General features: G+C 48.2%; 28 protein-coding genes, 1 pseudogene and 1 riboswitch. Of the genes and pseudogenes, 19 read left to right on the forward strand and 10 right to left on the reverse strand.

From position 1 onward, the window contains the following. Positions 1 to 12: 12 nt before the first annotated feature. Positions 13 to 894 (reverse strand): DUF1002 domain-containing protein, encoded by an 882-nt coding sequence (locus AC3B4V_RS01435; protein WP_488377573.1) that lies wholly within the window; start codon positions 892 to 894, stop codon positions 13 to 15. 194 nt (positions 895 to 1,088) lie between these two features. After that, a riboswitch (TPP riboswitch) is annotated at positions 1,089 to 1,195 on the forward strand. Positions 1,196 to 1,268: 73 nt separating this feature from the next. On the opposite strand from AC3B4V_RS01435, the gene tenA reads away from it, so the two are divergent. Together tenA and AC3B4V_RS01445 are read left to right on the forward strand one after the other, a co-directional pair. Beyond that, positions 1,269 to 1,964, forward strand: coding sequence for a thiaminase II (gene tenA / locus AC3B4V_RS01440; RefSeq protein ID WP_488377574.1), 696 nt, complete (start codon positions 1,269 to 1,271; stop codon positions 1,962 to 1,964). A gap of 51 nt (positions 1,965 to 2,015) precedes the next feature. After that, positions 2,016 to 2,312 (forward strand): hypothetical protein, encoded by a 297-nt coding sequence (locus AC3B4V_RS01445; RefSeq protein WP_488377575.1) that lies wholly within the window; start codon positions 2,016 to 2,018, stop codon positions 2,310 to 2,312. A 31-nt stretch (positions 2,313 to 2,343) separates the two neighbouring features. On the opposite strand, the gene AC3B4V_RS01450 is transcribed toward AC3B4V_RS01445, so the two are convergent. Next, positions 2,344 to 4,260 carry a glycoside hydrolase family 3 protein gene (locus tag AC3B4V_RS01450; RefSeq protein WP_488377576.1) on the reverse strand — a complete coding sequence of 639 codons (1,917 nt, stop codon included), beginning with the start codon at positions 4,258 to 4,260 and terminating at the stop codon, positions 2,344 to 2,346. A gap of 175 nt (positions 4,261 to 4,435) precedes the next feature. Further along, the gene (locus AC3B4V_RS01455; RefSeq protein ID WP_058705388.1) at positions 4,436 to 5,209 is read right to left on the reverse strand and encodes a sporulation protein; all 774 of its coding nucleotides are present in this window, start codon (positions 5,207 to 5,209) and stop codon (positions 4,436 to 4,438) included. 110 nt (positions 5,210 to 5,319) lie between these two features. Between AC3B4V_RS01455 and AC3B4V_RS01460 the strand changes: the two genes are divergently transcribed. The 7 genes and pseudogenes from AC3B4V_RS01460 to AC3B4V_RS01490 all read left to right on the forward strand — a co-directional run bounded on the left by AC3B4V_RS01460 (position 5,320) and on the right by AC3B4V_RS01490 (position 10,695). Then, entirely contained in the window at positions 5,320 to 6,504 is a 1,185-nt protein-coding gene (locus AC3B4V_RS01460; protein ID WP_488377577.1) for a class I SAM-dependent methyltransferase, read from the forward strand. A 27-nt stretch (positions 6,505 to 6,531) separates the two neighbouring features. Further along, positions 6,532 to 6,959: pseudogene (locus AC3B4V_RS01465) on the forward strand (BrxA/BrxB family bacilliredoxin). Between the two features lie 287 nt (positions 6,960 to 7,246). After that, a complete protein-coding gene (locus AC3B4V_RS01470; RefSeq protein WP_023467617.1) occupies positions 7,247 to 8,020 on the forward strand; it encodes a transporter substrate-binding domain-containing protein in 774 nt (257 codons plus the stop codon). 57 nt (positions 8,021 to 8,077) lie between these two features. Continuing rightward, positions 8,078 to 8,737, forward strand: coding sequence for an amino acid ABC transporter permease (locus AC3B4V_RS01475; protein ID WP_041255309.1), 660 nt, complete (start codon positions 8,078 to 8,080; stop codon positions 8,735 to 8,737). A 13-nt stretch (positions 8,738 to 8,750) separates the two neighbouring features. Further along, positions 8,751 to 9,473 carry an amino acid ABC transporter ATP-binding protein gene (locus tag AC3B4V_RS01480; RefSeq protein WP_488378214.1) on the forward strand — a complete coding sequence of 241 codons (723 nt, stop codon included), beginning with the start codon at positions 8,751 to 8,753 and terminating at the stop codon, positions 9,471 to 9,473. A 65-nt stretch (positions 9,474 to 9,538) separates the two neighbouring features. Continuing rightward, the gene (locus AC3B4V_RS01485; protein ID WP_488377578.1) at positions 9,539 to 10,075 is read left to right on the forward strand and encodes a GNAT family N-acetyltransferase; all 537 of its coding nucleotides are present in this window, start codon (positions 9,539 to 9,541) and stop codon (positions 10,073 to 10,075) included. Then, the gene (locus AC3B4V_RS01490; RefSeq protein WP_488377579.1) at positions 10,072 to 10,695 is read left to right on the forward strand and encodes an HD domain-containing protein; all 624 of its coding nucleotides are present in this window, start codon (positions 10,072 to 10,074) and stop codon (positions 10,693 to 10,695) included. Before AC3B4V_RS01485 ends, AC3B4V_RS01490 begins: the two co-directional genes overlap by 4 nt. A gap of 65 nt (positions 10,696 to 10,760) precedes the next feature. On the opposite strand, the gene AC3B4V_RS01495 is transcribed toward AC3B4V_RS01490, so the two are convergent. From AC3B4V_RS01495 to AC3B4V_RS01510, 4 genes are all read right to left on the reverse strand, one after another. After that, positions 10,761 to 11,474 carry a ZIP family metal transporter gene (locus AC3B4V_RS01495; RefSeq protein WP_488377580.1) on the reverse strand — a complete coding sequence of 238 codons (714 nt, stop codon included), beginning with the start codon at positions 11,472 to 11,474 and terminating at the stop codon, positions 10,761 to 10,763. A 226-nt stretch (positions 11,475 to 11,700) separates the two neighbouring features. Beyond that, the gene (fadH, locus tag AC3B4V_RS01500; RefSeq protein WP_488377581.1) at positions 11,701 to 12,465 is read right to left on the reverse strand and encodes a 2,4-dienoyl-CoA reductase; all 765 of its coding nucleotides are present in this window, start codon (positions 12,463 to 12,465) and stop codon (positions 11,701 to 11,703) included. 85 nt (positions 12,466 to 12,550) lie between these two features. Then, positions 12,551 to 13,486: a manganese-dependent inorganic pyrophosphatase gene (locus tag AC3B4V_RS01505; RefSeq protein WP_064300264.1), complete on the reverse strand. Its 936-nt coding sequence runs from the start codon at positions 13,484 to 13,486 to the stop codon at positions 12,551 to 12,553. A gap of 57 nt (positions 13,487 to 13,543) precedes the next feature. After that, positions 13,544 to 14,620, reverse strand: coding sequence for an N-acetylglucosaminidase (locus AC3B4V_RS01510; RefSeq protein ID WP_488377582.1), 1,077 nt, complete (start codon positions 14,618 to 14,620; stop codon positions 13,544 to 13,546). 76 nt (positions 14,621 to 14,696) lie between these two features. Here AC3B4V_RS01510 and AC3B4V_RS01515 point away from each other — a divergent pair, with 76 nt between their 5' ends. Next, complete coding sequence (locus AC3B4V_RS01515) at positions 14,697 to 15,659, forward strand: aromatic acid exporter family protein (protein ID WP_235147627.1); 963 nt, start codon at positions 14,697 to 14,699, stop codon at positions 15,657 to 15,659. 229 nt (positions 15,660 to 15,888) lie between these two features. After that, on the forward strand, positions 15,889 to 17,013 hold the full coding sequence (locus AC3B4V_RS01520) for a M20/M25/M40 family metallo-hydrolase (RefSeq protein WP_023467628.1): 1,125 nt from the start codon (positions 15,889 to 15,891) through the stop codon (positions 17,011 to 17,013). A gap of 62 nt (positions 17,014 to 17,075) precedes the next feature. Here the strand turns inward: AC3B4V_RS01520 and AC3B4V_RS01525 are convergent, their stop codons facing one another. Further along, positions 17,076 to 17,255: a hypothetical protein gene (locus AC3B4V_RS01525; RefSeq protein ID WP_023467629.1), complete on the reverse strand. Its 180-nt coding sequence runs from the start codon at positions 17,253 to 17,255 to the stop codon at positions 17,076 to 17,078. A 108-nt stretch (positions 17,256 to 17,363) separates the two neighbouring features. Between AC3B4V_RS01525 and rnz the strand changes: the two genes are divergently transcribed. Genes rnz through AC3B4V_RS01560 form a run of 7 tightly spaced genes read left to right on the forward strand, consistent with a single transcriptional unit; the run spans position 17,364 to position 22,115 of the window. After that, positions 17,364 to 18,269, forward strand: a complete 906-nt coding sequence (rnz, locus tag AC3B4V_RS01530; RefSeq protein ID WP_326188362.1) for a ribonuclease Z — start codon at positions 17,364 to 17,366, stop codon at positions 18,267 to 18,269. 3 nt (positions 18,270 to 18,272) lie between these two features. Beyond that, complete coding sequence (locus tag AC3B4V_RS01535) at positions 18,273 to 19,169, forward strand: hypothetical protein (protein WP_055966805.1); 897 nt, start codon at positions 18,273 to 18,275, stop codon at positions 19,167 to 19,169. Beyond that, complete coding sequence (locus AC3B4V_RS01540) at positions 19,166 to 19,570, forward strand: DUF4430 domain-containing protein (RefSeq protein ID WP_055966801.1); 405 nt, start codon at positions 19,166 to 19,168, stop codon at positions 19,568 to 19,570. The genes AC3B4V_RS01535 and AC3B4V_RS01540 overlap by 4 nt, the downstream gene beginning before the upstream one ends. Beyond that, complete coding sequence (locus AC3B4V_RS01545; RefSeq protein ID WP_488377583.1) at positions 19,548 to 20,267, forward strand: hypothetical protein; 720 nt, start codon at positions 19,548 to 19,550, stop codon at positions 20,265 to 20,267. The genes AC3B4V_RS01540 and AC3B4V_RS01545 overlap by 23 nt, the downstream gene beginning before the upstream one ends. Next, positions 20,203 to 21,156, forward strand: coding sequence for an ATP-binding cassette domain-containing protein (locus tag AC3B4V_RS01550; RefSeq protein WP_488377584.1), 954 nt, complete (start codon positions 20,203 to 20,205; stop codon positions 21,154 to 21,156). Before AC3B4V_RS01545 ends, AC3B4V_RS01550 begins: the two co-directional genes overlap by 65 nt. After that, a complete protein-coding gene (locus AC3B4V_RS01555; RefSeq protein ID WP_050678517.1) occupies positions 21,153 to 21,716 on the forward strand; it encodes a hypothetical protein in 564 nt (187 codons plus the stop codon). Before AC3B4V_RS01550 ends, AC3B4V_RS01555 begins: the two co-directional genes overlap by 4 nt. 27 nt (positions 21,717 to 21,743) lie before the next feature. Continuing rightward, positions 21,744 to 22,115, forward strand: a complete 372-nt coding sequence (locus AC3B4V_RS01560) for a hypothetical protein (protein WP_488377585.1) — start codon at positions 21,744 to 21,746, stop codon at positions 22,113 to 22,115. A 44-nt stretch (positions 22,116 to 22,159) separates the two neighbouring features. Here AC3B4V_RS01560 and AC3B4V_RS01565 read toward each other — a convergent pair whose 3' ends face one another. Then, a complete protein-coding gene (locus tag AC3B4V_RS01565) occupies positions 22,160 to 22,975 on the reverse strand; it encodes an SDR family NAD(P)-dependent oxidoreductase (RefSeq protein ID WP_023467637.1) in 816 nt (271 codons plus the stop codon). Between the two features lie 145 nt (positions 22,976 to 23,120). On the opposite strand from AC3B4V_RS01565, the gene AC3B4V_RS01570 reads away from it, so the two are divergent. Then, positions 23,121 to 24,581 carry an MDR family MFS transporter gene (locus AC3B4V_RS01570; RefSeq protein WP_488377586.1) on the forward strand — a complete coding sequence of 487 codons (1,461 nt, stop codon included), beginning with the start codon at positions 23,121 to 23,123 and terminating at the stop codon, positions 24,579 to 24,581. A 46-nt stretch (positions 24,582 to 24,627) separates the two neighbouring features. On the opposite strand, the gene AC3B4V_RS01575 is transcribed toward AC3B4V_RS01570, so the two are convergent. After that, on the reverse strand, positions 24,628 to 25,524 hold the full coding sequence (locus AC3B4V_RS01575) for a DMT family transporter (RefSeq protein ID WP_023467639.1): 897 nt from the start codon (positions 25,522 to 25,524) through the stop codon (positions 24,628 to 24,630). Positions 25,525 to 25,565: the final 41 nt, after the last annotated feature.

Raw genomic sequence — 25,565 nt, forward strand, 5'->3', positions numbered from 1 at the left:
CGGAAGTCTGAATTATTTGAACACACCCGCGATTGAACTGAAGAAGTCACTGAGTCCATCAAATAATTTAGCGAAAAATCCTTTCGTTTCTTCTGAAGTTGCGAACGCGTGGATGTCTTGTCCCGCATTTTTCAATCCACTCTCGATTTGTCCCCAGTTGATGTTCGCTTGCTCCATTTGATTGAATAGATTCGTCAACCGGTCCATTTGTGCGTCAGACAACTGGATATTGTTGTTTTGAATGACTTGGACAATCAGGTTTTCGATCTCGACTTTGGTTTCCGGTTTTTGATTGGCGATCTCAGCCTTGATCTCATTCATTAAGTCAGCGACTTTATCCGTGCCGACCGTTTTTCCGACGTCTGATGTGACCGATAATTCTTGCTGTGCTAAATCCTTGCGTTCGTCACTTAACTTAATTCCCGTCTCAGCGGAAGTTTGATCGTACGCTTTCATGATTCCTGTCAGTGCCGATGTCCCGGTCACCTTGTAGGGAGAAGTGATCGTGATGTCGGCATCTTTGACACCCGCTGTGACGAGAGCGTTGAGATACATATCCTTCGTCACCCATGTGATGTTCTCCGTCGAGACGGAAAGTCCATCTCCTTTTTCCGTCAGTTCGATTTTAGCCGACGAATACATGTTGCCACCTTTTTGCGACTGTGGAATGTTTTTCCCGAGATATTTTTCTTCGTCAGCAGAGGTTGCGATGATCGGCGTGATGCCTTCCGGTGCATTGAGACGTGAAAGCACCCATGCTTTATCCTTTGCGCCGAGTGACTCCCCGAGTGTGACGATCGTCTTATCGACGACTTGTTCGGCGGATACGGCTGTTGGGAGTAATAAAGCAGAAGCGATAACGGCTGATGCCATGATTTTTGTTGGTGTATGCATAATGAAATCCTCCAATTTGTAAGTAACAGAATAAATTATAGTATCAGGTACTAAAGTTAGTGTACGAGAACGAAAGAAGTTCGGAATCGGTCTGTAGATGGAGACGGCATCCGTCTTCTGACACTCCATAGTATAGCGAAAAGAGGACAACTTGACTTCCATTTTCAGCATGCTATAGTGGATGGGAATCGAATAATGACCACTAGGGGAGTCGGTAGGCTGACTGAGACGAACGAAGACGTTCGGACCCTTTGAACCTGATTAAGTTCGTACTTACGGAGGGAAGTGGCGTCAAGTCTTGTTCTTCTTGCGCCATGCCCGTGTGTTTCGGGGTGGTGTTTTTTCGTTTCATACTAAACGAGGAGGATGAGATCATGACATTCACACAAGAAATCAAACAAGCGGCACAAGCGTATTGGAACAGTAGTTTTACGCACCCATTCGTTCAAGGAATCGGGGAGGGGACGTTACCACTCTCGAAATTTCGGCATTATGTCATGCAGGATGCCTATTACTTAAAACACTTTGCGAAGATTCAAGCGAAGGCAGCGTCAAAAGCGGACGACTTCGCGACGATCGCGACACTTGCCGAACATGCTACTTCGACTTACGAGGCAGAACTGAGCTTACATCAATCATTTTTTAAGCCGCTCGGTATTACGGCAGCAGACCTTGAAGCATTTGAACCGGCACCGACAGCATATGCGTACGTCTCGCACATGCATCATGCGAGTGAAGGAACGCTTGGTGAGACGATTGCTGCCATCTTGCCATGTTACTGGTTGTATTATGAAATCGGGCAACAATTACTGACGTGTACACCGGAAGAAAAAATCTATCAGCAATGGATCGACACGTATAGCTCGGAATGGTTCGAAAAGGTCGTCTTTGAACAGATTGCACGGCTTGATGCGCTGGCGGAGCAAGCGAGCCCAGCGGAACGCGAGCGAATGAAACGTCATTTCGTGACGAGTTGTTACTATGAGTTACTCTTCTGGCATATGGGGTGGACGGAAGAGACGTTTGCGTCAGTTTACGAAACGATTCCAGCACGAGCGGTATCTTCTTGAATCGCTAGATGGTAGAATTAGGAATACCATTTAGTGAGAGTAGGGATTGGAATGGAAATCGTCGTGATCGCACTTGTGATCAGTGCAGCATATGCTGTACAACGAATGCTTGGTAGAGTCAAAGTAAGATTTATTGGATACATCATTCCGATATTAATCGTGTTATCCGGTATATCCGCTTCGACACGTAACTTTAAGGTAGCGTATAGCATGGGGAGCTACATTTCTGCTGTTCTTGTCATCGTCGTCTATGCACTACTGACTTATTGGTTATACCGCGTTTACCATCGTGCGAAAGAAGAAGCTGAATATCCGTATCAATCGTTAAAAGACCGAGGCATCCTGTAAAGGAGCTTCGGTCTTTTGGTGTATCACGTCATCATTTTTTCCAGTTTTTAAAGCCGTCACCGAATTCGAGATGCAGTTGATCGGTAAAGACACCGTTCTGAAAGACCGGCACATCAACCGGTAAAGTGCCTTGCGGTTTGAACGTTCCGAAGATTGCTCGGATACCTGCAGGCAGGTTCGGTCCCGCTGATTTCAGATTGCCTGCTTCGGAGTCTGGTCCGTTCGGGTCGCCTTTGAAACCATAGACGAGGACGTGTGCCGGTGCGTCCGGTTGAACGGCGACATCGTATGGGTTACGGAGACTGAGCAGGACGGATGGTGTATCCGTTTGTTTCGCATAGCGGAAGATCGAAGCCGGAATCGCTTGTTCTGGTGCAGTAGGGAGTAGTTTAGCACTCGTGTTGACGTTGGAACCGACGATGATGTAATCTGCTGCATCGAGTTGCGCCCGTAATGTCGGGTTTTGGTCGAGCGGTAGCGTAGTAGCCGAGTAATTCGCTGTCGTCACGTGCCAGTTCCGGTTCTTCGGTAAGGAAGCGATCGTCTTTTTCATGCTGTCCGTCTGATCCGCCGCCGGAGCGATCACAAGAACGTTGGCATTCTTTTTCGGTTTGAATGGTAACGTCCGCTGATCATTTTTCACGAGTGTGACCGCGGCTTCCGTCATCGCGCGTTCTTTTGCTTTATGCTCGGGACTGCCGACGATTTGGTTCGAGTGCGCGATTTTTTCAGCTAGGGATGTCGTGTCAGTCGTACCGTTCCAAATCCCACGCTCTGCTTTTAGCGTCAAGATTCGTTCAACCGATTGATCAATTCGTTTCTCTGAAAGGCGACCGTCTTTGACTGCTGCGATCACATCCTTGAAAATCTGATCGAGCTTTGTGACATCTTGCTCGGAACGAAGGATCGTCGGCATGAGCGCGATGTCGACTCCAGCGTCAAACGTCTTTAAGACGGCTTCTGATTCCGTGAAGTTGTCGGCGATCGCCTGCATGTTCAACGCGTCTGTGATGACGATGCCATCGTAGCCAAGTTTTTCGCGCAGTACGCCCGTGATGACATCATCCGATAACGTCGCAGGTAACGGGAAGGTACCATTTGTCGACGTGACGACTTCAGGTTCGATTTGCGGCATCCCGATGTGTCCTGTCATGATCATATCGATGTCTTCAGCAATAGCTCGCTTGAACGGTACGAGCTCGACTTGTTCTAGCTCCTGCAGGGATCGGTCAACGACCGGTAAGCCATAGTGGGAATCGGTCGCCGTATCGCCGTGACCCGGGAAGTGTTTGGCGGTCGCCGCGACACCTTCAGACTGAATTCCCTTCATTAGAGCGGAACCGAGTGTGCCGACGAGCTCCGGATCACTCGAGAACGAGCGGACACCAATGACAGGATTTCCAGGATTGCTGTTGACATCAAGAACCGGACCAAAGTTGACATTGATGCCGAGCGCACGCAGTTCGGAACCGATGATATGACCGGCATCATTGGCATATGTGCTACTACGGGTCGCACCTAACGCCATGTTGCCAGGTAAGTTCGTCCCTGTTCCGAGCCGAGTAACGATTCCACCTTCTTGGTCGATCGTGACGAAGAGCGGAATATCGTTGCTAGCATCTTGTTTGACGACTTCTTGCAGATCATGAACGAGTTTCGTCGTCTGTTCGGTTTCGCTGACGTTCTCAGCAAACAAGATGACGCCGCCTAAATCATAGCGATCGATGATGTTCGCGACTTCTGGGGCAAGCGACGTATGATTGCTGCCATTCCACTGTCGGAAGTCCGGCATGATCATCTGCCCGATTTTTTGTTCGAGTGTCATGGTGTCGATTTTGTGACTGATCCGATCGGCTGAAGATCCTGCCTCTGCCATGACAGGTAAACTACTTGAGACGAGTACTGCTGCGAGTCCGGCTGTTAACGTGAACTGTCCGATTTTTTTCATGATGTACGTCCTCCTTTAGTCAAACCGTGACTGGAATTCTTTTCAATACGGACAGTATAGCAAGGGGGTTGTTTAAACAATGTTTTATTTGTAAACGATTTCAAATTGAAATAAAATTCAATAAAAAGTGATTCCCCTGAAGAGGAATCACTTTCAAGTAAATTCGATCGATTGATTAGCTATAGCGTTCCACGATGCTTGTCAGCTGACGTTCGACGAAAGATTGATCTTGCAATTCACTATTGGACAGACGAAGTTTGATCATTGACTCATCCGCACCAGCCATTTCACTGAACAATGATCCGAGACTGTGCGCACGACGATCGACTTGGACGATTAAATCAATCCCAGACCCGTCTTGAAGCATGATGATTTCGATCTCATCCAGTTTATGAGCGTAGTGTGTATTGCGAGCTGAATATTCAAGCTCCTGAGCAATCGGTAAATCTTTCCGGAATCGTCCAGGTAATTTTTCCGTATCGGCTTTTTTCAATCGGAAGCCAAGTGACTCCATCGCATCTAAGACTGTTGCTTGGTAGCGGTTTGCTTCGACGATGACAGCGTCACGGTCCGATGGATCGACGGCTTGAGCGATGTCGAGTCCCGTCTCGATCCACGATTTCGATTGACTGACGGAGAGTGGTGTATTCAGCGGGACGCGTAATGTAAAGGGAATTTCCCGCTCGACACCCGCTTCAATCGTGAACTTCGCTTCATTTAAGGCAAATCGGTCGAGCGTAAAGGTCGTAAACGTCGTGCTATCATTGACTTCTTGTTTGTACTGCGTGTTGAATTCAAGATAAATTCGATCGATTTCTTGATCGACGTTTCCACCTTTGATATGGACGACACCGTGAATTTGACCGCCTGGTTCACAGCGGTCATCCGTCAAGCGTGTATCGACCGTAGCGGCACCGATTCCGATTTGTGAGAGAATTTTTTTGAACATGATGCATTCCTCCTTTTGATTACGTACGAATGATGAAGCGTGTAAACTTGTCGAACAGGTACGAATTTGCTACAGTTTCGAAAGAACATCAGAAAAGGACGGGACGACTAGTGGAACTACATGAATTAAAAGCGAGTCTTGCCTCGCAAATCACGCAAGGAACACTGATCCATGCAACGATAAGTAATCCGCGTCAAAAATCAAATGATCTCCGACGAATCAAGGTAAAACCGATTCTATTAAGAGATACGGTGATGATGCAGGTAGAGTTTCAATTTGAACGCGTTATGAAGCATGAAAATATTTTAATTGACGATTTCGTCGGACGACTCGATGACTGGTTCACGGAATTCCGTCAATTCTTATTCCGTTTTGAAGAAGAAGAATGGCAATTCCAGCTCTCGAAAAAGATGAAAGTCGCGATCAAGACATCCAAAAAGGAGCCGATGAAAGCTCTCTTGTCGCATGACCGGAAAAAAACCTATCTATTAGAAGACGGTGTGCCGGTTCCGTTTCTGATTCGCTTAGGCGTCATGACGGAAGCGGGTCAGGTCAAAAAACAGAAGTACGATAAGTTTAAACAAATCAATCGTTTCCTTGAATTCGTCGAGGATAGCATCGCTGCCTTACCAAAAGGAAAAAAACTCCGGATCTTGGACTTTGGCTGCGGGAAGTCGTATTTGACGTTCGCTCTCTATCATTATCTAAAAGTCGTCAAAGGATTCGACCTCGAAGTGACAGGTCTTGATCTAAAGAAAGAAGTCATCGAAGAATGTACACAAATTGCGCGTGATCTGGATTATACCGATCTAACATTCCGTGTCGGAGACGTTCATGATTACACAGGGGAGACGGAAGTCGACCTGATGGTGACACTTCACGCTTGTGATGTCGCAACTGACGTCGCACTCGCGCGAGCTGTTGACTGGAATGCATCGGTCATCCTGAGCGTACCGTGCTGTCAAAAGGAATTGAACCGTCAACTGGACTGTTCGCCACTCGATGTCATGCTCCAGCATGGGCTGATCAAAGAAAAATTCGCGTCACTGGCGACAGACTCGATTCGTGCCGAGTTGTTGACGCTCGTTGGATACGAAGCGCAGTTGCTCGAATTCATCGATCTCGAGCACACACCGAAGAACATCTTGATTCGAGCATACAAACAAAACAAGCGACCAACGGAAGAAAAAATCGACCGCTACATCGCGTTCCGTGATTTGTTGCATGCCCGACCATTTTTAGAAACTGAATTAAGCGACAGACTTGGACAGATTTCATCGAAACTCGTACAATAAGAAGGAGAACGAATCAAAGGAGGCAATATGATGGATTTCCAAATGTATTTTGAAGATGTCGTCCAAACAGCCCGCAAAGAAGCGCAAGCTGCTGGATTTGAAGAATTAACGACGCCTGAGAGCGTAGATGAAGCAATGAAACGCGAAGGGCTAACACTTGTCCTTGTCAATTCAGTATGTGGATGTGCTGGCGGGATCGCCCGTCCCGCTGCAGCGTACGTCAATCGGAAAGAGGGCATCAAGCCCGATCATTTCGTCACAGTATTCGCTGGTCAAGATCGCGAAGCGACAGACCGTGCGCGTGAATACTTCGAAGGTTATCCACCTTCATCTCCATCATTGCATTAATGCAAGATGGAAACATCCTCTCAATGGTCGAGCGGTTCGACATCGAATCGTTCACGGCAGAAGAAGTCGTCGACAAACTTGAATCATTGATTGAAATCTACGCATAAGCAAAGAAGACTCCTGATAAAGGGGTCTTTTTTTGTGCATTCATGAGATTAAAATAATAAATTTCAATATTGAAAGCGTTTGCAAAATTGTATAAAAAGTCATTTATGCATGATTTATGAATAGAAAGTCAAAAAAATTTATATATTTATGCTTTACAGTGAATAAATATTCGTATATCCTAAAAGCAATAGAACAGGTCAGGCTTTTCGGTATTGAATTGGACATACACATAAGTCATACTATTGTTAAAGTTCTGACAATTGAGCGTTGGAAGGGGAAAACTCGAATGAAAAAATTATTAGCAACGGCAATGGCAGGCATTCTGGCAGTCACGATGGCAGCATGTGGCGCGTCGGAAGAATCAACAGGTGGATCAAGCAAAAGCGATAAAGTATTGACGATGGGAACGTCAGCGGATTACTTCCCATTTGAATACATCGATACGAAAAAAGGAGAGGACATCGTCGGGTTCGACGTTGCGATCGCCAAGGAAGTCACGAAAAATCTCGGGTATGACTTAAAAATCGAAGACATGGAATTCGGAAGCCTACTCGGTGCCCTCAGCTCAGGTCGTGTCGATTTCGTCATGGCGGGCATGACACCGACAGAAGAGCGTAAGAAAAATGCTGACTTCACGGACATCTACTTCGAATCAAAAAACTTAGTCATGACGAAGGATAAAGCGATTAGTTCGGAAGACGAACTCAAAGGCAAAAAAATCGGTGTCCAGCTTGGTTCGATCCAAGAGGGACTCGCAAAAGATCGCTTCAAAGATAGCGAAGCGGTTCCTTTAAACAAAATCCCAGAAATCATTCAAGAATTGAATACAGGTCGGATTGATGCCCTCATCATCGAGGATGCAGTTGCCGTCAAATATATGGATCAAGATGCATCCCTAAAAACGTACCAGATTAAAGAAGATGGTCCAGCTGGATCAGCGATCGCCTTCAAAAAAGGGGATAAGATGCGTGACGATTTCAACAAAGAGTTGAAGAAGATGATCGACAGTGGTGAAATCGATAAATTGGCAGAAGAATGGTTCCAAAAAGAAGCAAAATAAGTCAAGTGCATGGGGGTGGGGGTAACCTCATCCCTTTTGTGCGACGTTAGGAGATTGATTATGATAGACTTTACAAAGATTCAAGATTCAATTCCATATATTCTTGAGGGGATTCCGGTCCTGTTCCAAGTCGTCATCGTGGCGGCCATTGCCGGGATGCTGATCGGAATCGTCGTCGCGGCACTGAAAATCACGAAGAGCCGTTTCCTCCGTTTCATTGGTCATGCTTACACAGCGATCTTCCGGGGGACACCATTGATTTTGCAACTGGCGATCGTCCACTTTGGATTACCACAGTTGACAGGGTATGTGACGACAGGATACCAATCGGCAATCATCGCCTTCTCCTTGAACTCCGGAGCGTATATCTCGGAAATCATTCGGGCAGGGATTCAGGCTGTTGATCGCGGACAGTGGGAAGCGGCAGATGCGCTCGGTATTTCGTATTTCAAACAACTCCGTTCGATCATTTTGCCACAAGCCTTTAAAAATATCCTTCCGGCGATCATGAACGAATTGATCACGTTGACGAAGGAATCGGCACTCGTCTCGACAGTCGGTGTGCTCGACGTCATGCGTCGTGCGCAAATCGTTGGAGGAGAAAAGGCGATTTATTTCGAACCGTTGTTGTTTGCCGGATTCGTATATTTTGTTCTCGTCATGGGATTGAGCTTGATAGGCCAACAAGTCGAAAAAGCTATGAGAAAGAGTGGGTAATCAGATGGAACCTATGATCCAAGTCACCGATTTGCATAAGCAGTTCGGAAAATTAGAAGTATTAAAAGGTATCTCGACGACAGTCACACGCGGTGAAGTCGTCGCTGTCATCGGACCGTCGGGATCCGGTAAATCAACATTTCTACGGTGTATCAACTTACTTGAGCAACCAACGAGTGGAACGATCATCGTCGATGGTTTTGAATTAACGAAACCCAAAGCGAACATCTCGAAAGCACGTCAGAACATCGGCATGGTGTTCCAACAATTTAACTTGTTCCCACATAAGTCTGTTCTTGATAACTTGACGTACGCACCAATCAACGTCCTTGGTATCTCAAAAGACGAGGCAGTCAATCGGGCAGAGACATTGCTTGAACGTGTCGGTCTAGCTGAAAAACGCGATAATTACCCGAACCAGTTGTCAGGTGGACAAAAACAACGGGTCGCGATCGCACGTGCTCTTGCGATGGAACCGAACGTCATGTTGTTTGATGAACCGACGTCAGCGCTTGACCCGGAGATGGTCAATGAAGTACTGGACGTCATGAAACAACTAGCGGAAAGCGGAATGACGATGGTCATCGTGACACACGAGATGGGTTTCGCCAAAGAAGTCGCTGATCGTGTCTTGTTCCTCGATGAGGGGATTCTGATGGAAGAAGGTTCACCGGTCGAACTCTTTGACAATCCGAAGACGGACCGGGCGAAAAAGTTCCTCGAAAAAGTTTTATGAGCACAGCACGCTAACTCTGAAGAGGGTTAGCGTTTTTCGGTTTTTTGTATAGAGGGGGGATAAGAATGAAAAAATTGCTTGAAGGTCATCATACTCGTCTGACGCGTTTTCAATCGGAAGATACCGAAGTGATGCAACGTCTACTTGACGATGCAACGTTTGCTCGTCATTTCAGTGCGACGCCATATCGTCACTTATCGAAGGAAAAGATTGAACAGATGATGGCGACGGATGCTCCGGAGACGTTTCGGTTTGCGATTCGTAACTTCGAAGATGAACGGATGATTGGGGTGGTCGCATTAGAAGATATTTTACCGACACATGGAACGGCATGGCTGATGATCGGCATCGATCCGGATTGTGAAGGGCAAGGGTATGCAACGGATGCGCTACAGACGATACTAGAGTACGCCTTCTTAGAGTTGAACTTGTACCGGATTCAATTGACGGTCTTTGAGTATAATACACGTGCGGTTCAACTGTACGAACGACTCGGGTTCGTACAGGAAGGAAGATACCGTGCCTTTTTACGACGAGACGGAGAGCGGCATGATATGTTACTGTACGGACTACTCGAACCGGAATGGAGTGGACGACAATGATTCAAGAAACGGAAGCGTTTGTCCGGTCGTTTCACGCGACGGACTTTTCAGGTCATGATTATGCCCACATCGAACGGGTTCGCCGCTTAGCCTTACATATTGCCAAACAAGAAGGTGGGAACGTCAAGATCATCGAACTGTCGGCCCTACTCCATGACGTAGCAGATAGTAAACTCGGGGGAACGGCAGAAACGGTCGCAACCTTTTTACAAGGAAAAGTGACAGAAGAAGAACAGGAACAAATTCTAGACATCATCACGAGCCTGTCCTATAAAGACGGTACACGCCCACCGATGCAAACGATTGAAGGGCAAGTCGTTCAAGATGCTGATCGACTCGATGCCATCGGTGCAATCGGGATTGCGCGCACATTTCAGTTCGCTGGCCGGTTCGGGGAGCCGATGCATGTACCTGGACTAGCACCACGAAAACCGGGTGACCGAAAGGGAGAGACAAGTGCCCTGAATCATTTCGAAGAAAAGTTATTCCGACTAAAAGATTTAATGAATACGAAAACAGCACTTCATTTAGCAGAGGAGCGACATCGCTACATGGAAGAGTTCGTTAATCGTTTTAAGCAGGAATGGGAAGGCGCTACGGGAGAAGTAGGTGATATGTAAATCAATTTAAACACATAAGGCGCGTTGTCCGGTTCATTTTCCAGACAACGCGCCTTATGTTGTATTTAACTAAGGATGATGGCAGTAATTAACCCAAGTGCTGCGAACAGACCAACGATCGCACCACCTTCCTCATGAGCTTCCGGCATCATCGTCGAAGCGAGCATCGCGATGATCCCACCGCTTGCGAAGCCACCGATAATGGCGAATTGCATGTCCGGTAGTTCTGCGAGAATCGTGTAGCCGGCGAGTGAGGCGAGGGCGGAGATCAACCAGACGACTCCCCACATCAGCAATACTTTGTTCTTCGAAAAGCCATCTTTTCGCAAACCGGTCGTACTCGATAAACCTTCCGGGATGTTGCTGACGAAAATCGCCGCGACGAGTGCCGCGCTGACATTTCCCGATAACAGACTGGCACCGATCATGATTGATTCCGGGATCGCATCAAGAATCGTCCCGAAGAAAATCGCTGTTCCCGTGCCTTCGTTCCCACCAGACGAACGTTTCCGTTTACTCGCGCCGCGTGACGAAACGAATAGGTCAAAGCCCGTAAAGACGAGAGCGCCGACGATGAAAGAGATCGCGACGACGAGTGTTGTTGACTTCTTTAGTGCTTCATCGAGTAACTCGAACGTCGCTGCTCCAATCAAGATTCCGGTCCCAAACGACATGATATAACCAATCAGGCGTTGCTTTAAGGGTAAGTACAATCCGAATAGGGCACCGATGACAACGGCACCACCTGCTAGCGCCCCCCAACCGAACGCTTCCCACATACGATCGCCTCCTTCTTGTCCTTTCTACCTGTTCTAGATAATTCATAAACATAGCGAAAAGAAAGAAAAATAGTTCGCGACGCATGCAAGGGGCTGACTTAAACAGAATGACGCGTCATTTCACGCCTTTTCCTCAGGCGAGATACGAGATCCTGTAGGAGCGGCGTGAAGCGCGTCATTCTTAACTTTGTGGAGACCGACTTCTTAAGTCATTACATCTCAATCATTAGAATGGTTGTTTATTTAACCAATGACCACCGTCAAGAGCAATACATTCTCCGTTCAAGTAGCGGGCTTGATCTGACACCATCCATGTTGCAAGTGTTGCGATCTCTTCCGGTGTCCCGAATCGACCGAGCGGGACGTTGCGGCGAATTCGTTCCGCGTGTTCTGGTGATAATGCGAGTTTGTCAGCACCACCTGTCCGTTCGATCGGTCCCGGACTGATCGCGTTGACACGGGCTTGATATTTATAGCCCCATTCGACGGCAAGCGTCCGCGTCAAGTTCAGGACACCGGCTTTCGCAGCGGCGCTCGGAGCGACACCAGCGCCAGCCTGCCACGCATAAGACGCAACGATGTTGACGATTTGTCCGCCAACGACTTGATCTTCCTGCCATCCTTTGACCAGAGCGTGACAGCAGTTGAATGTCCCGTTGAGGACGATATCGATGACCGTCTTCCATCCATTCGGTGATAACTCGTCGGTCGGGCAGATGAAGTTTCCGGCAGCATTGTTGATCAATGCTTCGAGACGACCGAACCGTTCGCGTGCTTGATTGACTGCAGCCAGACAAGCGTCAGCGTCACGGACATCCATCTGAATCGTCAGATGTTCACCTTGAATCTGACCCAATGCTTCATCCATCAGTCGCAAGCGTTCCGCGTCGCGTCCTGTAACGACGACGTTCCAGCCGGCTTCCTTTAAGGCGAGCGCCATCGCTTTCCCCATTCCGTTCGTTCCACCTGTCACCATGATCGTTTGTGCCATATTATTTCCTCCTTTATGTAATGAATGAACAGCCATTCATATTCTTTATTCAAAAAAGAAGGAGCGAACTCCTTCTTTTTCTGACTTATTGTGTTGCAAGAGCCGTATCTGTTAAGACAGGAACGACTTGTTTCTTACGTGAAACGACACCTTCGAGGTAAACAAGGTTGTTCGTCGCTTCAAGACCGTAAGCACGTTCGACGAGATTCGCTTCTTTCCCGAGGACGAGTCCAACAGAGTTGTTCGTTAAGATATCCGTGACGATGAAGACGAACAGATCAAGTCCTTTTGCAAGGATAACTTCGTTGATTGCTGTTTCGAGTTGTTCTTGGCGAAGTAAGACTTCAGCTGTATCGACCGTGTTGACTTGAGCGATTTCGACTTTGAGTGTTCCCATCGTAAATTCTTTTGCATCAAGTGAGATCAATTCAGGAACGGATTTTTTCGAGAGATCAGCTCCAGCTTTGAGCATCTCAAGACCGTAGACGTTCGCATCGACACCAGCGATTTCTGCGAGTTCACGTGCTGCGATGATATCTTGCTCCGTGCAAGTCGGCGATTTGAACAGGAGCGAGTCAGAAATGATCGCTGATAACATCAACCCAGCGATTTCTGGTTTGATTGCAACACCATGCTCTTTGTAGAGTTTGTTAAGGATCGTTGCTGTACAGCCGACCGGTTCTGCCCGGTAGTAAACAGGATCCGATGTCTCAAAGTTTGCGATCCGGTGATGGTCGATGACTTCTGTTACCGTAACAGCGTCGATATCGTTCGCACTTTGTTGACGTTCGTTGTGGTCGACTAAAATGACGTGTGACGCTTCTGTCGCGACTTCTGTCACTAAACGTGGTGCTGTCACTTTGAACGTATCGAGTGCGAATAACGTTTCATCATTCATTTCACCGAGGCGGATGGCTTCGGCATTGACACCGAGTGCTTTCTTTAATTCTGCATAAGCGATTGCCGATGTGATTGTATCGGTATCAGGATTTTTGTGACCAAATACTAAAACTTTTTCCATGACGTGTTCACTCCTCAATGATTGTTGTCTCGCCCTATAGTGTATCATATCTCGGATTTAGAAAGCGTTCATTTTCACCATGATACCAGCGATTTTTTCACTCCAGAAGGGGTCTGACGCGTAAAAGACGTTCATGCCTTTTTGTTTGTTTCCAAGGTACGCCCCACGGAAATAACGTCCATCCCGATCGAGATAATCCTTTGCGATGAATCGACCGGTTTGCTCGATTGAGTCCGTCAAGGATTTATAGACGGTCGCATCTTCTCCCGGTGCGGAATCGGTCGCATTGACGCCGAACAAGTTATTTTTCTCGCGGGCAATCTCAGACCGTCCATAATCGGATTCGTGAATCGCATGTGCAAGCAGATAGGCCGCGTTGACACGGTATTTCTTTTCAACGGACTTAAAGACTTTCCCTTTACCGATCAAGGGACTGTCCGGTGCTTGCTCCTTGATGAACGCATCGAGTTGTTTCGCACTGAGACGCGTCGGTTTCGTCAAATCACGTGTTAATGTCTTCGATTCGACATATTTGCTCGTCCGAGGCGTCGCGTTCGTCGCTTCGCCGGCAACGATCAGTCCACCAAGTCCGCTGTCCGCGACGATGTAGTGAAGGAGTCGATCGCCCTTCGTCTGATAATACGATGCATTCGAGACACGTTCTGCCGGGAACGGACGTAAGCGGTCCGTTGGGACATGCCCCGTCACGCCGGCGATGCTGACACGACTCGTCTGTTCACCGAACTCAAGCAACTGGACACGTGTGCCGGAAGCGACGTAAGTGAGCCGTTTCTTTAACTCAGGGTCACGATGAATCGATAGAATACCACGATCGTCGACGATCCCAGTACCTGGTCCACCGAGGTAGACGTAGCGGTCGTCCGATGAACGTTTCACCGCGCCGCGCTGTCCCGCGTACTCCTTCGCTTCGGTGAACGTCTGGAACTCTTGTTCCATGATTTTGCCTTTTTCATAGCGCTCAGCTGAATAAGGCGCTGGTGGGGTTAAGACGGTCTTCGGTTCCTCGCGGAGCCAAAAGAACAAGAGAACTCCGATGAGGAAGAAAAAAAGCAATCCTTTTATCGAACCGGTCCGGCGCACGGGGCGACCGGGGCGGATAGTGCGTGTCGTCAAAGTAAATCACGTCCTTTAAAAAGCAATGGACATTCGTGTCCAACGTAGGTAGTCTAACAAAGAAAAACAAAAGGGGGTGAACCTGTTGCAAATCGGTTATCGCACGCTGAAGACAGCGGTCGCTGCTGCGCTCGCGATGTGGATCGCAGAACAGCTCAAGCTCGATTATTACGTCTTCGCTGCCATCATCGCCATCTTGAGCATCCAGTCGACACGAAAGAAGACGTTTCGGTCTTCTTACGAACGCATCATGGCATCATTACTTGCCATCGTGCTCGGATTCATTCTATTCGAGGTCATCGGCTATCGTCCGGTGACGTTATTGATCTATTTCATTTTATTCCTTCCATCCGTTCAACGCCTCCGACTTCAGGACGGTTTCATCACGAGTGTCGTCATTCTGACACATTTGTATACGGAACGTCAGCTCAACGCGCACATCTTATTGAACGAATCCTTATTGCTTGGCATTGGTGTTGGTGTCGGATTGCTTGTCAACATGTACATGCCAAGTCTCGATTTGTTGATTGACGACCGACGAGAAAAGATTGATCAACGGATCGCCGCCTTATTTTTTGAAGTCGCGGCTGCGATTGAAACAGGGCGGGTCAATCATCATGCGTTGACGCTTGACGAGACAGAACGTCTGTTACGTGAAGGGAAAGATGCCGCCTTAAAACGAATGGGAAACGCGATCGGTCGTCGGAACGATGATGAAGATTATGCCTACTTCCGGATGCGCGAACAACAATTCGAGTTACTGCGCGGTATCGTCCATCATGCCGAGGAACTGGTCCTCGTCGTCGAAGAAGGAAAAAAAGTCGCCGACTTCTTTCGGACGATTGGTGACAATGTCCGACCTGAAGCCGACGCAATGGTGTACATTTCAGAACTAGAGGCATTATTGACACGTTTTCGTGCCTCTGCCTTACCCGTCACGCGGGAAGAGTTCGAGGTCCGCTCTGCCTTACTGCACATGCTACAAGAAGCGGAGCAGTATTTACGTTTAAAACAACGTTACGTCAATCAAAAGAAATAAAACATCGTCGAGGCGAACGTACCGATCAGGAAGATTGCTAAGATCCCGATCGTCGTCCATTTGATGATACGTTGTTGTTTCGATGGTTTTGCCATATCCACTTCTCCTCTCTTACATCAACTGATTACTGCCATTGTACAAACAACCTTTCAGAAGTGCAAATGACGATGGGGATGGTATACTAAAAAAGCGCTAGTGGATTGAAACATATTAAGAGGAGGGTTTTGTCATGGTCAATGAACAACGTGTATTAGATACGTTTTTAGAACTTGTCCAGATCGATTCGGAATCAAAAGAGGAGGCTCGGATTTGTGCTCACTTGAAAAAAACGTTCGAGGATCTCGGATGTGAGGTGTTCGAGGATGACGCTTCGTCCAAGACGGAACATAAAGGAAACAATTTAATCGTCACGCTTCCGGCAACAAAAGAAGGCGTCGATAAAATTTATTTCACTTCCCATATGGATACGGTATTCCCGGGGCAAGGCATTAAACCAATCATCGAAGACGGTTACGTCAAGACGGACGGCACAACGATTCTTGGGGCAGATGATAAAACCGGTCTCGCATCTCTGATCGAACTCGTGCATGTATTGAATGAAACGAAACAACCTCACGGGAAAATTCAGTTCGTCATCACAGTCGGTGAAGAATCTGGGCTCGTCGGTGCGATGGTTCTTGATCCATCGAAAATCGATGCCGATTATGGTTTTGCACTTGATTCAGATGGAAAAGTCGGAGACATCATTACGGCTGCTCCAACGCAAGCAAAAGTCAATGCGAAGATTTTCGGGAAAACAGCGCATGCTGGTGTCGCACCGGAAAAAGGTGTCTCGGCGATTACGATTGCGTCGAAAGCGATCGCGAAGATGCCGCTCGGTCGGATTGATGAAGAGACGACAGCGAACATCGGACGGTTCAGCGGTGGCGGTCCATCAACGAACATCGTTTGTGATTATGTCGAAATCTTCGCGGAAGCACGGTCACTTGTCGCTCCGAAGATGGAAGCACAGACAGAGAAGATGAAAGCGGCGTTCGAAGAAGCAGCAGCAGAGCTTGGTGGTCGTGCTGAAGTTGAAGTCAAAGTCATGTACCCAGGCTTCAAGTTCGAGGATGGAGATCAAGTCGTCGAAGTCGCGAAAGCAGCGATCACACAACTCGGACGCACGCCACGCCTCTTACATTCTGGTGGCGGATCAGATGCCAACGTCATTGCTGGTTTTGGTATCCCAACGGTCAACTTGGCTGTCGGATATGAAGATATCCACACGACGAATGAGAAGATGCCGATCGAAGAACTCGTCAAAACAGCGGAACTTTGCGTGACGCTAGTCGATTACATCACGAACAAATAAGCTGATGAAACACAAAAAAGAGTGTACCGCAACATTGCGGTACACTCTTTATCATTGTACGATTAAACTACTTGAGGACGATCAACATATTCCATAGACTCTAGAACGAGTTCTTCAGTACATAATAAGGTCGAAGCGATTTCATCGATTTGAATCGACTTTCCGTATTTTTGCCGATAACTCTCGTTCAGTTTGCGGGCTTCCCGGACGATGCGGGCATAGGTCCGTTCAATCTTAGTCATGGAAAAAACCACCTTCCAAATCTGAATAGGTACAGTTTACCATGCTTCAACAGAAGAAAGGTGTATTTTGTGTATAAAAAATGCTAATTTTACGAAAAGGGGAAAAAGATGGAATTTTATTTTTTAGGGACAGGAGCCGGTATGCCGTCGAAACAACGAAACGTCACATCGATTGCCTTGTTACACCCCAAAATGACCTGGTTGTTCGATTGTGGAGAGGCGACACAACATCAAATCTTACACAGCCCGATCAAACCACGGAAAGTCAACGCGATCTTCATCACCCATTTACACGGGGATCATATCTTTGGGTTACCAGGATTCATTAGTACAAGAGCAGCGCTGGAAGGCACGACACCGCTAACGATCTATGGACCGACCGGGATCAAAGAATGGATGGACGCGACATTACGCATCACAGGAACATATCTACGCTATCCACTCCGGATCGTTGAAGTCGAAGACGGTCAAACCTATGACCAGGATGGATTCCGCGTGACGGCGCGGTCGCTTGAACATCGCTTCCCGGCGTTCGGGTACCGACTCGAAGGACCAGAAGAGCGGGGCGCCTTGCGTGTGGATGCACTGAAGGCACTTGGGGTGCCATCCGGTCCGCTCTATCGCCGAATCACACTGGAAGAAACCTTTGAATTCGAAGGAACAGTCTATACGTCGTCCGACTTTTTAGAGTCACCAAAACCGGGTGTTAAGCTAGCAGTTCTTGGCGATACGATGCCGTGCGCAGCCTCGGTCGAACTGGCGCGAGACGTTGATGTATTAGTCCATGAAGCAACGTTTGCCGATCGAGAAGTCGAACATGCGGGACGCTTCGGTCACTCGACCGCTCGACAGGCAGCTGTCATTGCAGAAACGGCACGAGCGAAAAAGCTTCTATTGACGCACGTTTCCGCTCGTTATGTCGATCAAGAGGAAGTACTGGAACAAGAGGCACGAGAAGTATTCACGAACAGTCATCTCATGTTTGATCACCGGATCGTCCCGGTCAAAGGATAGACGATGGACTTTCTCATTTTATGGGCACTCTTTTTACTGGCTGCTAGCGGATTAGGTTTTTTACTCGAACGTCGGACGGAAAAAGAAAAATACTTGTACATGAAGTTCATTTTTTATGCGTGTCTCGGGGCCGTGTCGTTTCCAGTCTATGATATTCAGTTACCGCTCGGCATCATCATTTTCCTGATCGTCCTGCACCCGAAAAAGAACTCGCGTTATAAAAGATACATGGCACTCTTTGGGTTCTTATTCTTCCTGTTGCAACTCTTTCTCGGTCCGTTTGATGCGGGAGTGTTGCGGGAAGAAACACAACAGATTGGTCGCGTGACGATCACGGATGACTCATTCGACAATTTCCTTTCTCAAATCGAACGGCGTGTCGGTGAAGAGGGACTGCGGATGGAACAAAGTCGGTTGATGTTCGATCGGGGCGGGAATCTCCGGAACGCCTCGTTTGAGATGCTCGTCGAAACACCGAAACGCTTCATTCGTTACGATGTCAGTTACCAGGAGCTGACAGGAACGATTTCCTATCGACCACGTGAAGAGTTGGCGACAAAATCGTTGACATCATATTACCAGAAACTGATTGATGCGAATCAATCGTTTGAGACGTTGCGAAAGCTTTCGATTCATGAAATCTTACATGATTCCAAAACCCCTTATGTCGAGATGGATCTCGATGGGCTCTACGAAACGTTTAGTCTGCAGGATGCAACGGTCTTCTTGATTGATGACGAAGGGAAATTGATTCCGTACGTCAATACAGGGGACGATGTCTTAGCGAATGCGGTCCGTCTGACGTATTACCGTTCTGACGGTCAATCCTTACGAAATAAAACCATTCTGTTATACAATTACAGCTTTGAGACATCAAGGCGAAAAGGAGTCGTACGATGAAAAAATGGCTATTTGCTGCAAGTATCGTGTTACTTGCCGGTTGCGCGGAAGCAAAAGAGGAACAACAAACAGCGTCTTGTGAGGCGGAAGTCAAGGTATCGGTCGTGGATCACGTCAAGGATAAGACGTTATTTAATAAAGACGTATGCTTGAACGAAAAAGATACGGCACTTGATGCACTTGAAGATACGACGCTCGATGTCGTCAAAACAGGCAAAGGTGAGATGGCATATGTCACGGCAGTCGATGGGATTCGAGAGAAATCAGCTGGAACAGGTAGTGGCTGGGTCTTCGGAGTCAACGGCAAACCGGGCGAAGTCGGTGCTGGAAGTTATGAACTGAAAAAAGGAGATCGTCTCGAATGGCGATTTGAAAAAGATGCAATGGCTTATTTTGAGTAAACCAGAACGGGAGCGACTTCACCCAGTGAACGTCGCTCTCTTTTTCATCGGGATGATTACGATCCCGTTCGTCCTCACACATGATCAATCAGTGATCGTCGTCTATCATCTGCTCTTGTTTTTATTCGTTCAAGAACGGACTGTGTTTCGCTATTTAGTCCTCCCGGCTCTTTATGCCGTCATGATGTGTGTCCCGCTTCTTTATGGTGCAAGCATCGACACAGTAGCGATTTATGAAACGACGGTCCAAGTGACGCTATTCATCACGTCGAGTCAATGGATTTTTACGTTGGTTCGACTCGAGCAGATGGGACCGTTGTTTCGTTTCTTACCTCGACTGACACGATTGACGGGTATGGTGCTGGCGCTGATTCCGTCTTTCTTACGCACTTGGCCCGAAGTCAAGATGAGTCATCCGGATACGTCGCTTGCTGTTCGACTGGAGCGGATGGCCGCCTATCATATCGTACCGATCGAAGCGGTGCCGTCTCGCTTAAGACCGATCACGCGACGTGATGTTCAGACAGGCTTATTGCTTGCGACAGGACTGGCTCTTTGTCTGACACCATGGGCAATCATTCCGGCGATGATTTTGCCCATAGCGCTATTATTTACAAAAGGAGGAATCCGGGATGCCTATCATGTATACCGACACCGATCGCGAAGAGCGACTACGTCAACAGGCGAGCGAACATGAACAATTGATATTGACACCGGAGCGGTTGCTTCATGGACGTGTCCGAGATCTTCTGGCGACGGATTCCTTGTTTCGAGCAGGAGAACTCGCGACCTTGCTTGGGCTAGAAGCTTTTTTTGAAGCGGAGTCCAGTGAACTCTCATCCGGAGAACAACAGCTCGTCGGACTCGGTCATGCGTTGTCTTCGTCACCAAAGAGCTTGTTCTTGTCGGAACCGTTTCTCTTTCTTGATCATGTCAGGCGAAAGCGATTGATGGGATTGCTTGAAGAAATCGAAAGACGGTTTGATTGTCAGATCCATTGCTCGATGACGATACAATCCGACTTGGCGATCACGAGTCGCGCCACTGAACTGACAGGTCGTATCCTGAATCGGATCGAAAACGTCCAACACCGTTATCCGTTACAGACACGCTATGCACTCGTGACAGAAAAATTGTCGTTTCATCAAGGTGAACGCATTGCGATCATTGGTGCAAATGGTAGTGGGAAATCGACGTTACTCCGGCTCGCGCTCGATGTCGAGCGACCGCTATACGGAAAAGTCCGGCGGTCGGGGGAGACACATTATGTACCAGCGCATCCGATGCTTGCGCCATTAGACGATCGAAGCGGTAGTTTTACGACGCAAAAAAAGCGTCTCTTGGACGGTATCGATTGGAGTAAAGACAGCTATTACTTTGATGAACCGACGGCTGGACTTGATGACAGCGCACGAATGGCTTTCGTCGCATCGTGGCAGCAGAATCCGACGAATCTGATCGTCATGGCGACGCATGATCCAGTTCTCATTCGGGCAGCACAGCGGATCATTTATCTCGTGCACGGAGAAGTTGCTTTCGATGGACCGACGAAGGACTTTTTACAAGAAAGTCGGTTGTTCGTATGATCGTCGCAACGGTTCTGATCGTCTGTCTGTTTTTAGTCATGTTCGAGAGACTTCAGATGACGGATCAACGATTACGGTTCATCGCCATCATCACGGCAGCGGCAATCGTCGGACGATTGTTGTTCTCTAGTTTGCCGAACGTCCAGCCGGCAACGGCACTCGTCTTATTATTAGCCGTATTCATCCATCCGATCGTCGGAGCCATTTCTGGGATGCTTGTCGTTGTGTTAACGAGCTTATTTCTCGGAAGCGGTCCGTTCGTCCTCTTTCAGGCGCTGGCGTATGCAACGATTGCCAGTTTAGGATTCGTTCCGTTTCTTCGTTACCGGATCGTATTGACTGGATATGGATTTCTAGCTGGTTTCTTATACGGATGGGTGAGCAATCTCGGGTTCTTGGTATTGACCGGATTCTCGTGGCAAGCTTTTTTGACACTGCTTGTAGCCGGAGGAACGTTTGATATGCTTCACGGTTTCAGTAACGCGATTTTCATTTGGATATTGTTTCCGATTTTTTTACGAATTATGCATTCATTCGATGAAAAGAGGGGTACAGAATAGTAACATATCGAACAGGAGGGAAGGCATATGCTGGGATCGTCGATTTCGCTTGCTTATGTCGTCATGTTGCTCATCGTCTCGAGTGTCGGCTTAGTGTTTGGCAGTATTATGTTGATGAAAGGTACGATTAGAGGACGTTATGCTGCTTGTTACTTACTTGCTGCCGCCATCTTCCCAAGCGCCATGCTCATTACCTCATCAGAAGGATTACTTTTGCAACATTTACGATTCGAGAGTTCATGGTTCCTCGCGATTGTCTCCTGGTTACTCGTCTTATCGACAGGCTACATCGTCTCGATCACGAGTGCGCTCGTCATTCGTTATCTGTATCGCTATACGACGACCTTTGATCGCATCAAACGTTATGCGACGCGGCGTTTTCGTCATCACGAGGCATAAATACAAAAACGGAAGAACCAACTATCTGGTCCTTCCGTTTTTTTTCATGAATTCGCGTACAGGAGTTCTTCTTCTGTCGAGGATTCTTGTTGGCGAGCAGGGTCTTGAATGCGACCGGTCACTTCTGTCAGGAGACGGCGTGGCAAGAGACGAGATAAGGAAACCATGGCGCGGTTGCTTGCGCCTGGAACAACGACGCGGCGTCCTTTGAGCATGCCACGGTACCCGGCGAAGGCAACGAGGTGTGACGGCATACTCTTAAACGGTAGCGTGATGTTCGCCCGGTCGAAGAAGTTCGTATCGGTCGGTCCCGGGCAGAGACAAGTCACACTGACACCCGAGCCGTCTACTTCTGTCGCAAGTGCTTCCGAGAACGACAGGACATAGGCTTTCGTTGCGTAGTAGACACTCATGTAAGGTCCTGGCATGAAGGCAGCGACCGACGCGACATTCAGGATGCGTCCGAAGCCACGTTCAACCATTCCTGGTAAGAGACGTTTCGTCAAATCCGTCAAGGCGACGACGTTGACCTGGATCGAGTTAATGTCTTCTGTTGGATCGATTTCCGCAAAGCGTCCTGACGTGGCGAAGCCGGCGTTATTGAACAATAGATCGACTGTCAATTCTTGTTCCTCTAAGTATTGCACGAGACGATCAACGCTGTCGCTTAGTGATAAATCAGCAGCGAATACATAGACTTTGATCTGATAGCGTTTTTCAAGGACCTGTTGAAGCTCCTTCAATTTTTTCTCATTGCGGGCAACGAGTACACAATCGAAGCCATCTCGCGCCGCGAGAACAGCGAGATCCAGTCCGATTCCACCCGATGCACCGGTAATCAGTGCCGTTTTTCGTAACATAGGACATTCCTCCATTCGAAATCGTGAATCTGAGTCTAGTGTATACCATTCCATACCGTTCCCGCGAATCCTGTTTCGTAAGCATTTACTTTTCTTATCACTGGTCCAACCAGTATGATAGAACAGTAGAGGGGAAGTGGAACAGATGAGGAAAAAAGTAACCGTCGCCTTGTTGCTCGCGACGTTTTTAGCCGCGATCGAGGGGACGATCGTTGCAACAGCAACACCTGTCATGGCGAGTGAATTGAACGGGGCGAAATTAGTCAGTTGGATCTTTGCCGGGTTCTTGTTGTTCATGGCGGTATCAACACCGATTTACGGCAAGATGGCAGATTTATATGGTCGAAAACGAGTTCTGTTATTCGGAATCGGCGTCTTCACCGTCGCTTCGTTAGCCTGTGGACTTGCTCAATCGATGGAGATGTTGATCGTCTTCCGCGCCGTCCAAGGAATCGGGGCAGGAGCCGTATTGCCGATCGCGATGACGATCATCGGTGATTTGTATACATATGAGGAACGGGGGAAAATCCAAGGAGTGCTCAGCGCTGTCTGGGGAATCTCGGGTGTCGCTGGACCACTCGTCGGTGGATTCCTCGTCGAATCGCTTTCGTGGCGGTATATTTTCTTACTAAACGTACCGTTTGCGTTATTGTCTTTCTTCATGATCGTCGTTTACTACAAAGAGACGGTCCGTGAAACGGAGCGGAAAATCGATTACCGGGGCGCGTTATTGTTTGCGCTCGGGATGAGTGCGTTTCTGTATGGCTTATTGTCGGGGAGTGAATCGGAGACGTTCTTGCGTCCGATCATTCTAGCGAGCTTTTTCATTAGTTTCGTGTTGTTGTTCACGTTCTATCGGGTCGAGAAAAAGGCGAGCGATCCACTCTTACCACCAGCAGTCATTCGCCATCCGGTCATTCTCGTGATCAACTTAGCGGTCTTCTTTTCCGCCTGGGTGCTCGTCTCGATGTCAGCGTATATTCCGATTTTTGCCCAAGGGGTACTCGGGAAGAGTCCGACCGAGGCCGGTTTCATGTTGATGCCGCTGTCGCTTTTTTGGACGCTGACCGCCATCATCGGTGGACGGACGATAGGTGTCGCCTCGCCCCGGTACCGGACGATGACAGGAATGGGATTGCTGATCGTCGGTACTGTGATTTTATCGTTAATCACGCGCGAATCAAGTGATGTCTTCATCTATCTTGCTGTTTCGCTGATCGGAATTGGTTTTGGTCTCTCACAGCCTGTCTTTATGGTCGTCTTGCAGACTTCCGTCGATTGGTCACTTCGTGGCTCAGCGACGGCCGTCAACTCGTTCTTGAGTACGACGGGACAGACGCTCGGTGTTGCGATCTTCGGTACGATCTTCAACCTATCCATCCTTCGTTCGTTTTCAGCGTCGGACACGCTCTCAGGGTACGCGATTGATCCATTTTTCCAATCGAGTACGGCAAAAACGTTCGGACAGGATGTGCAGTATGCGGCAGAACTCGCGTTATCACATGGATTACGTTACGTCTTCATCGGTGGCGTCCTTTGTGCGATTCTCGCGTTCGCGATGACATGGCGTTTACCGAAAGTTCGACCTGACGATCCACGATCGTAATGAAAAAGCGAACCAGGATGATGATCATCCTGGTTCGCTTTTGTCATTAAGAAGATTGACTAGTGGCACTCTCACGCTGGGCGAGTTGTTCGCGAATATCGCGTTCGTTGCGTCGGAGGAACAATCCGATTCCGATCAATAGTAAAGCGGCACCGGTGATTTGAATCCATGTCAACTTCTCATCAAACAGATAGTATCCGAAGATCATCCCCCAAACCGCTTCACCAAGAATCGTGATACTGACGATGCTGGCGCTGACACGAGCGAGCGCCCAGTTGAATAAATTGTGACCGAGTAACGTCGGGAAGACGGCAAGAAGAATATACAACCACCAATCCTGTTGGAACGCAGCAACGAGATTCGTCGATTGAATCAACGATAACAAAAGCAAGACGAGCGACGCGACGGCGTAGACACCGAACGAATAGAGGTTCGTCGAGACGCTCGTGCGAACATGTTGACCGAGCAACCAGTAACCAGCGACGAGAATCGTTGCGAGCAAGGCAAGACCGTCCCCGATTAAGGCGCGCATGCCGACGGCGATATCTCCATAAGCGACGAGACCGCCACCAAATAAGGCGACAGCGACGAACAGGAGTGCTTTGCGTGACGGGTGTTGTTTGAAGAATAACGCGTTACCGGCCAGGACAAAAATCGGACTCGCGGTCACGAAGAGCGTCGAGCTCGCAACTGTCGTATAATCAAGAGAGAGGAACCACAGCCAAAAATGCCCGGCGAGCAAAATGCCACTTAATAGCATATGCCGGATCGTCGACGAACTGAGTTGCAACAGTTCCTTCAATCGAATGAGTGGGAGCAACAACAAGGTCGAAAACAACATGCGGTAAAAGGCGACAGCCTCGATCGGTGTCTCCGCCCACTTGACGAAGATTGCCGATGTTGAAATAAAGAATAAAGCCATGAATAACGTAAAATAGGGCATGGGTACCTCCACATGTCTGAAGTAAGGAAATGAGGGTGAAG

It is taken from the genome of Exiguobacterium sp. E17S (genome assembly GCF_057772545.1).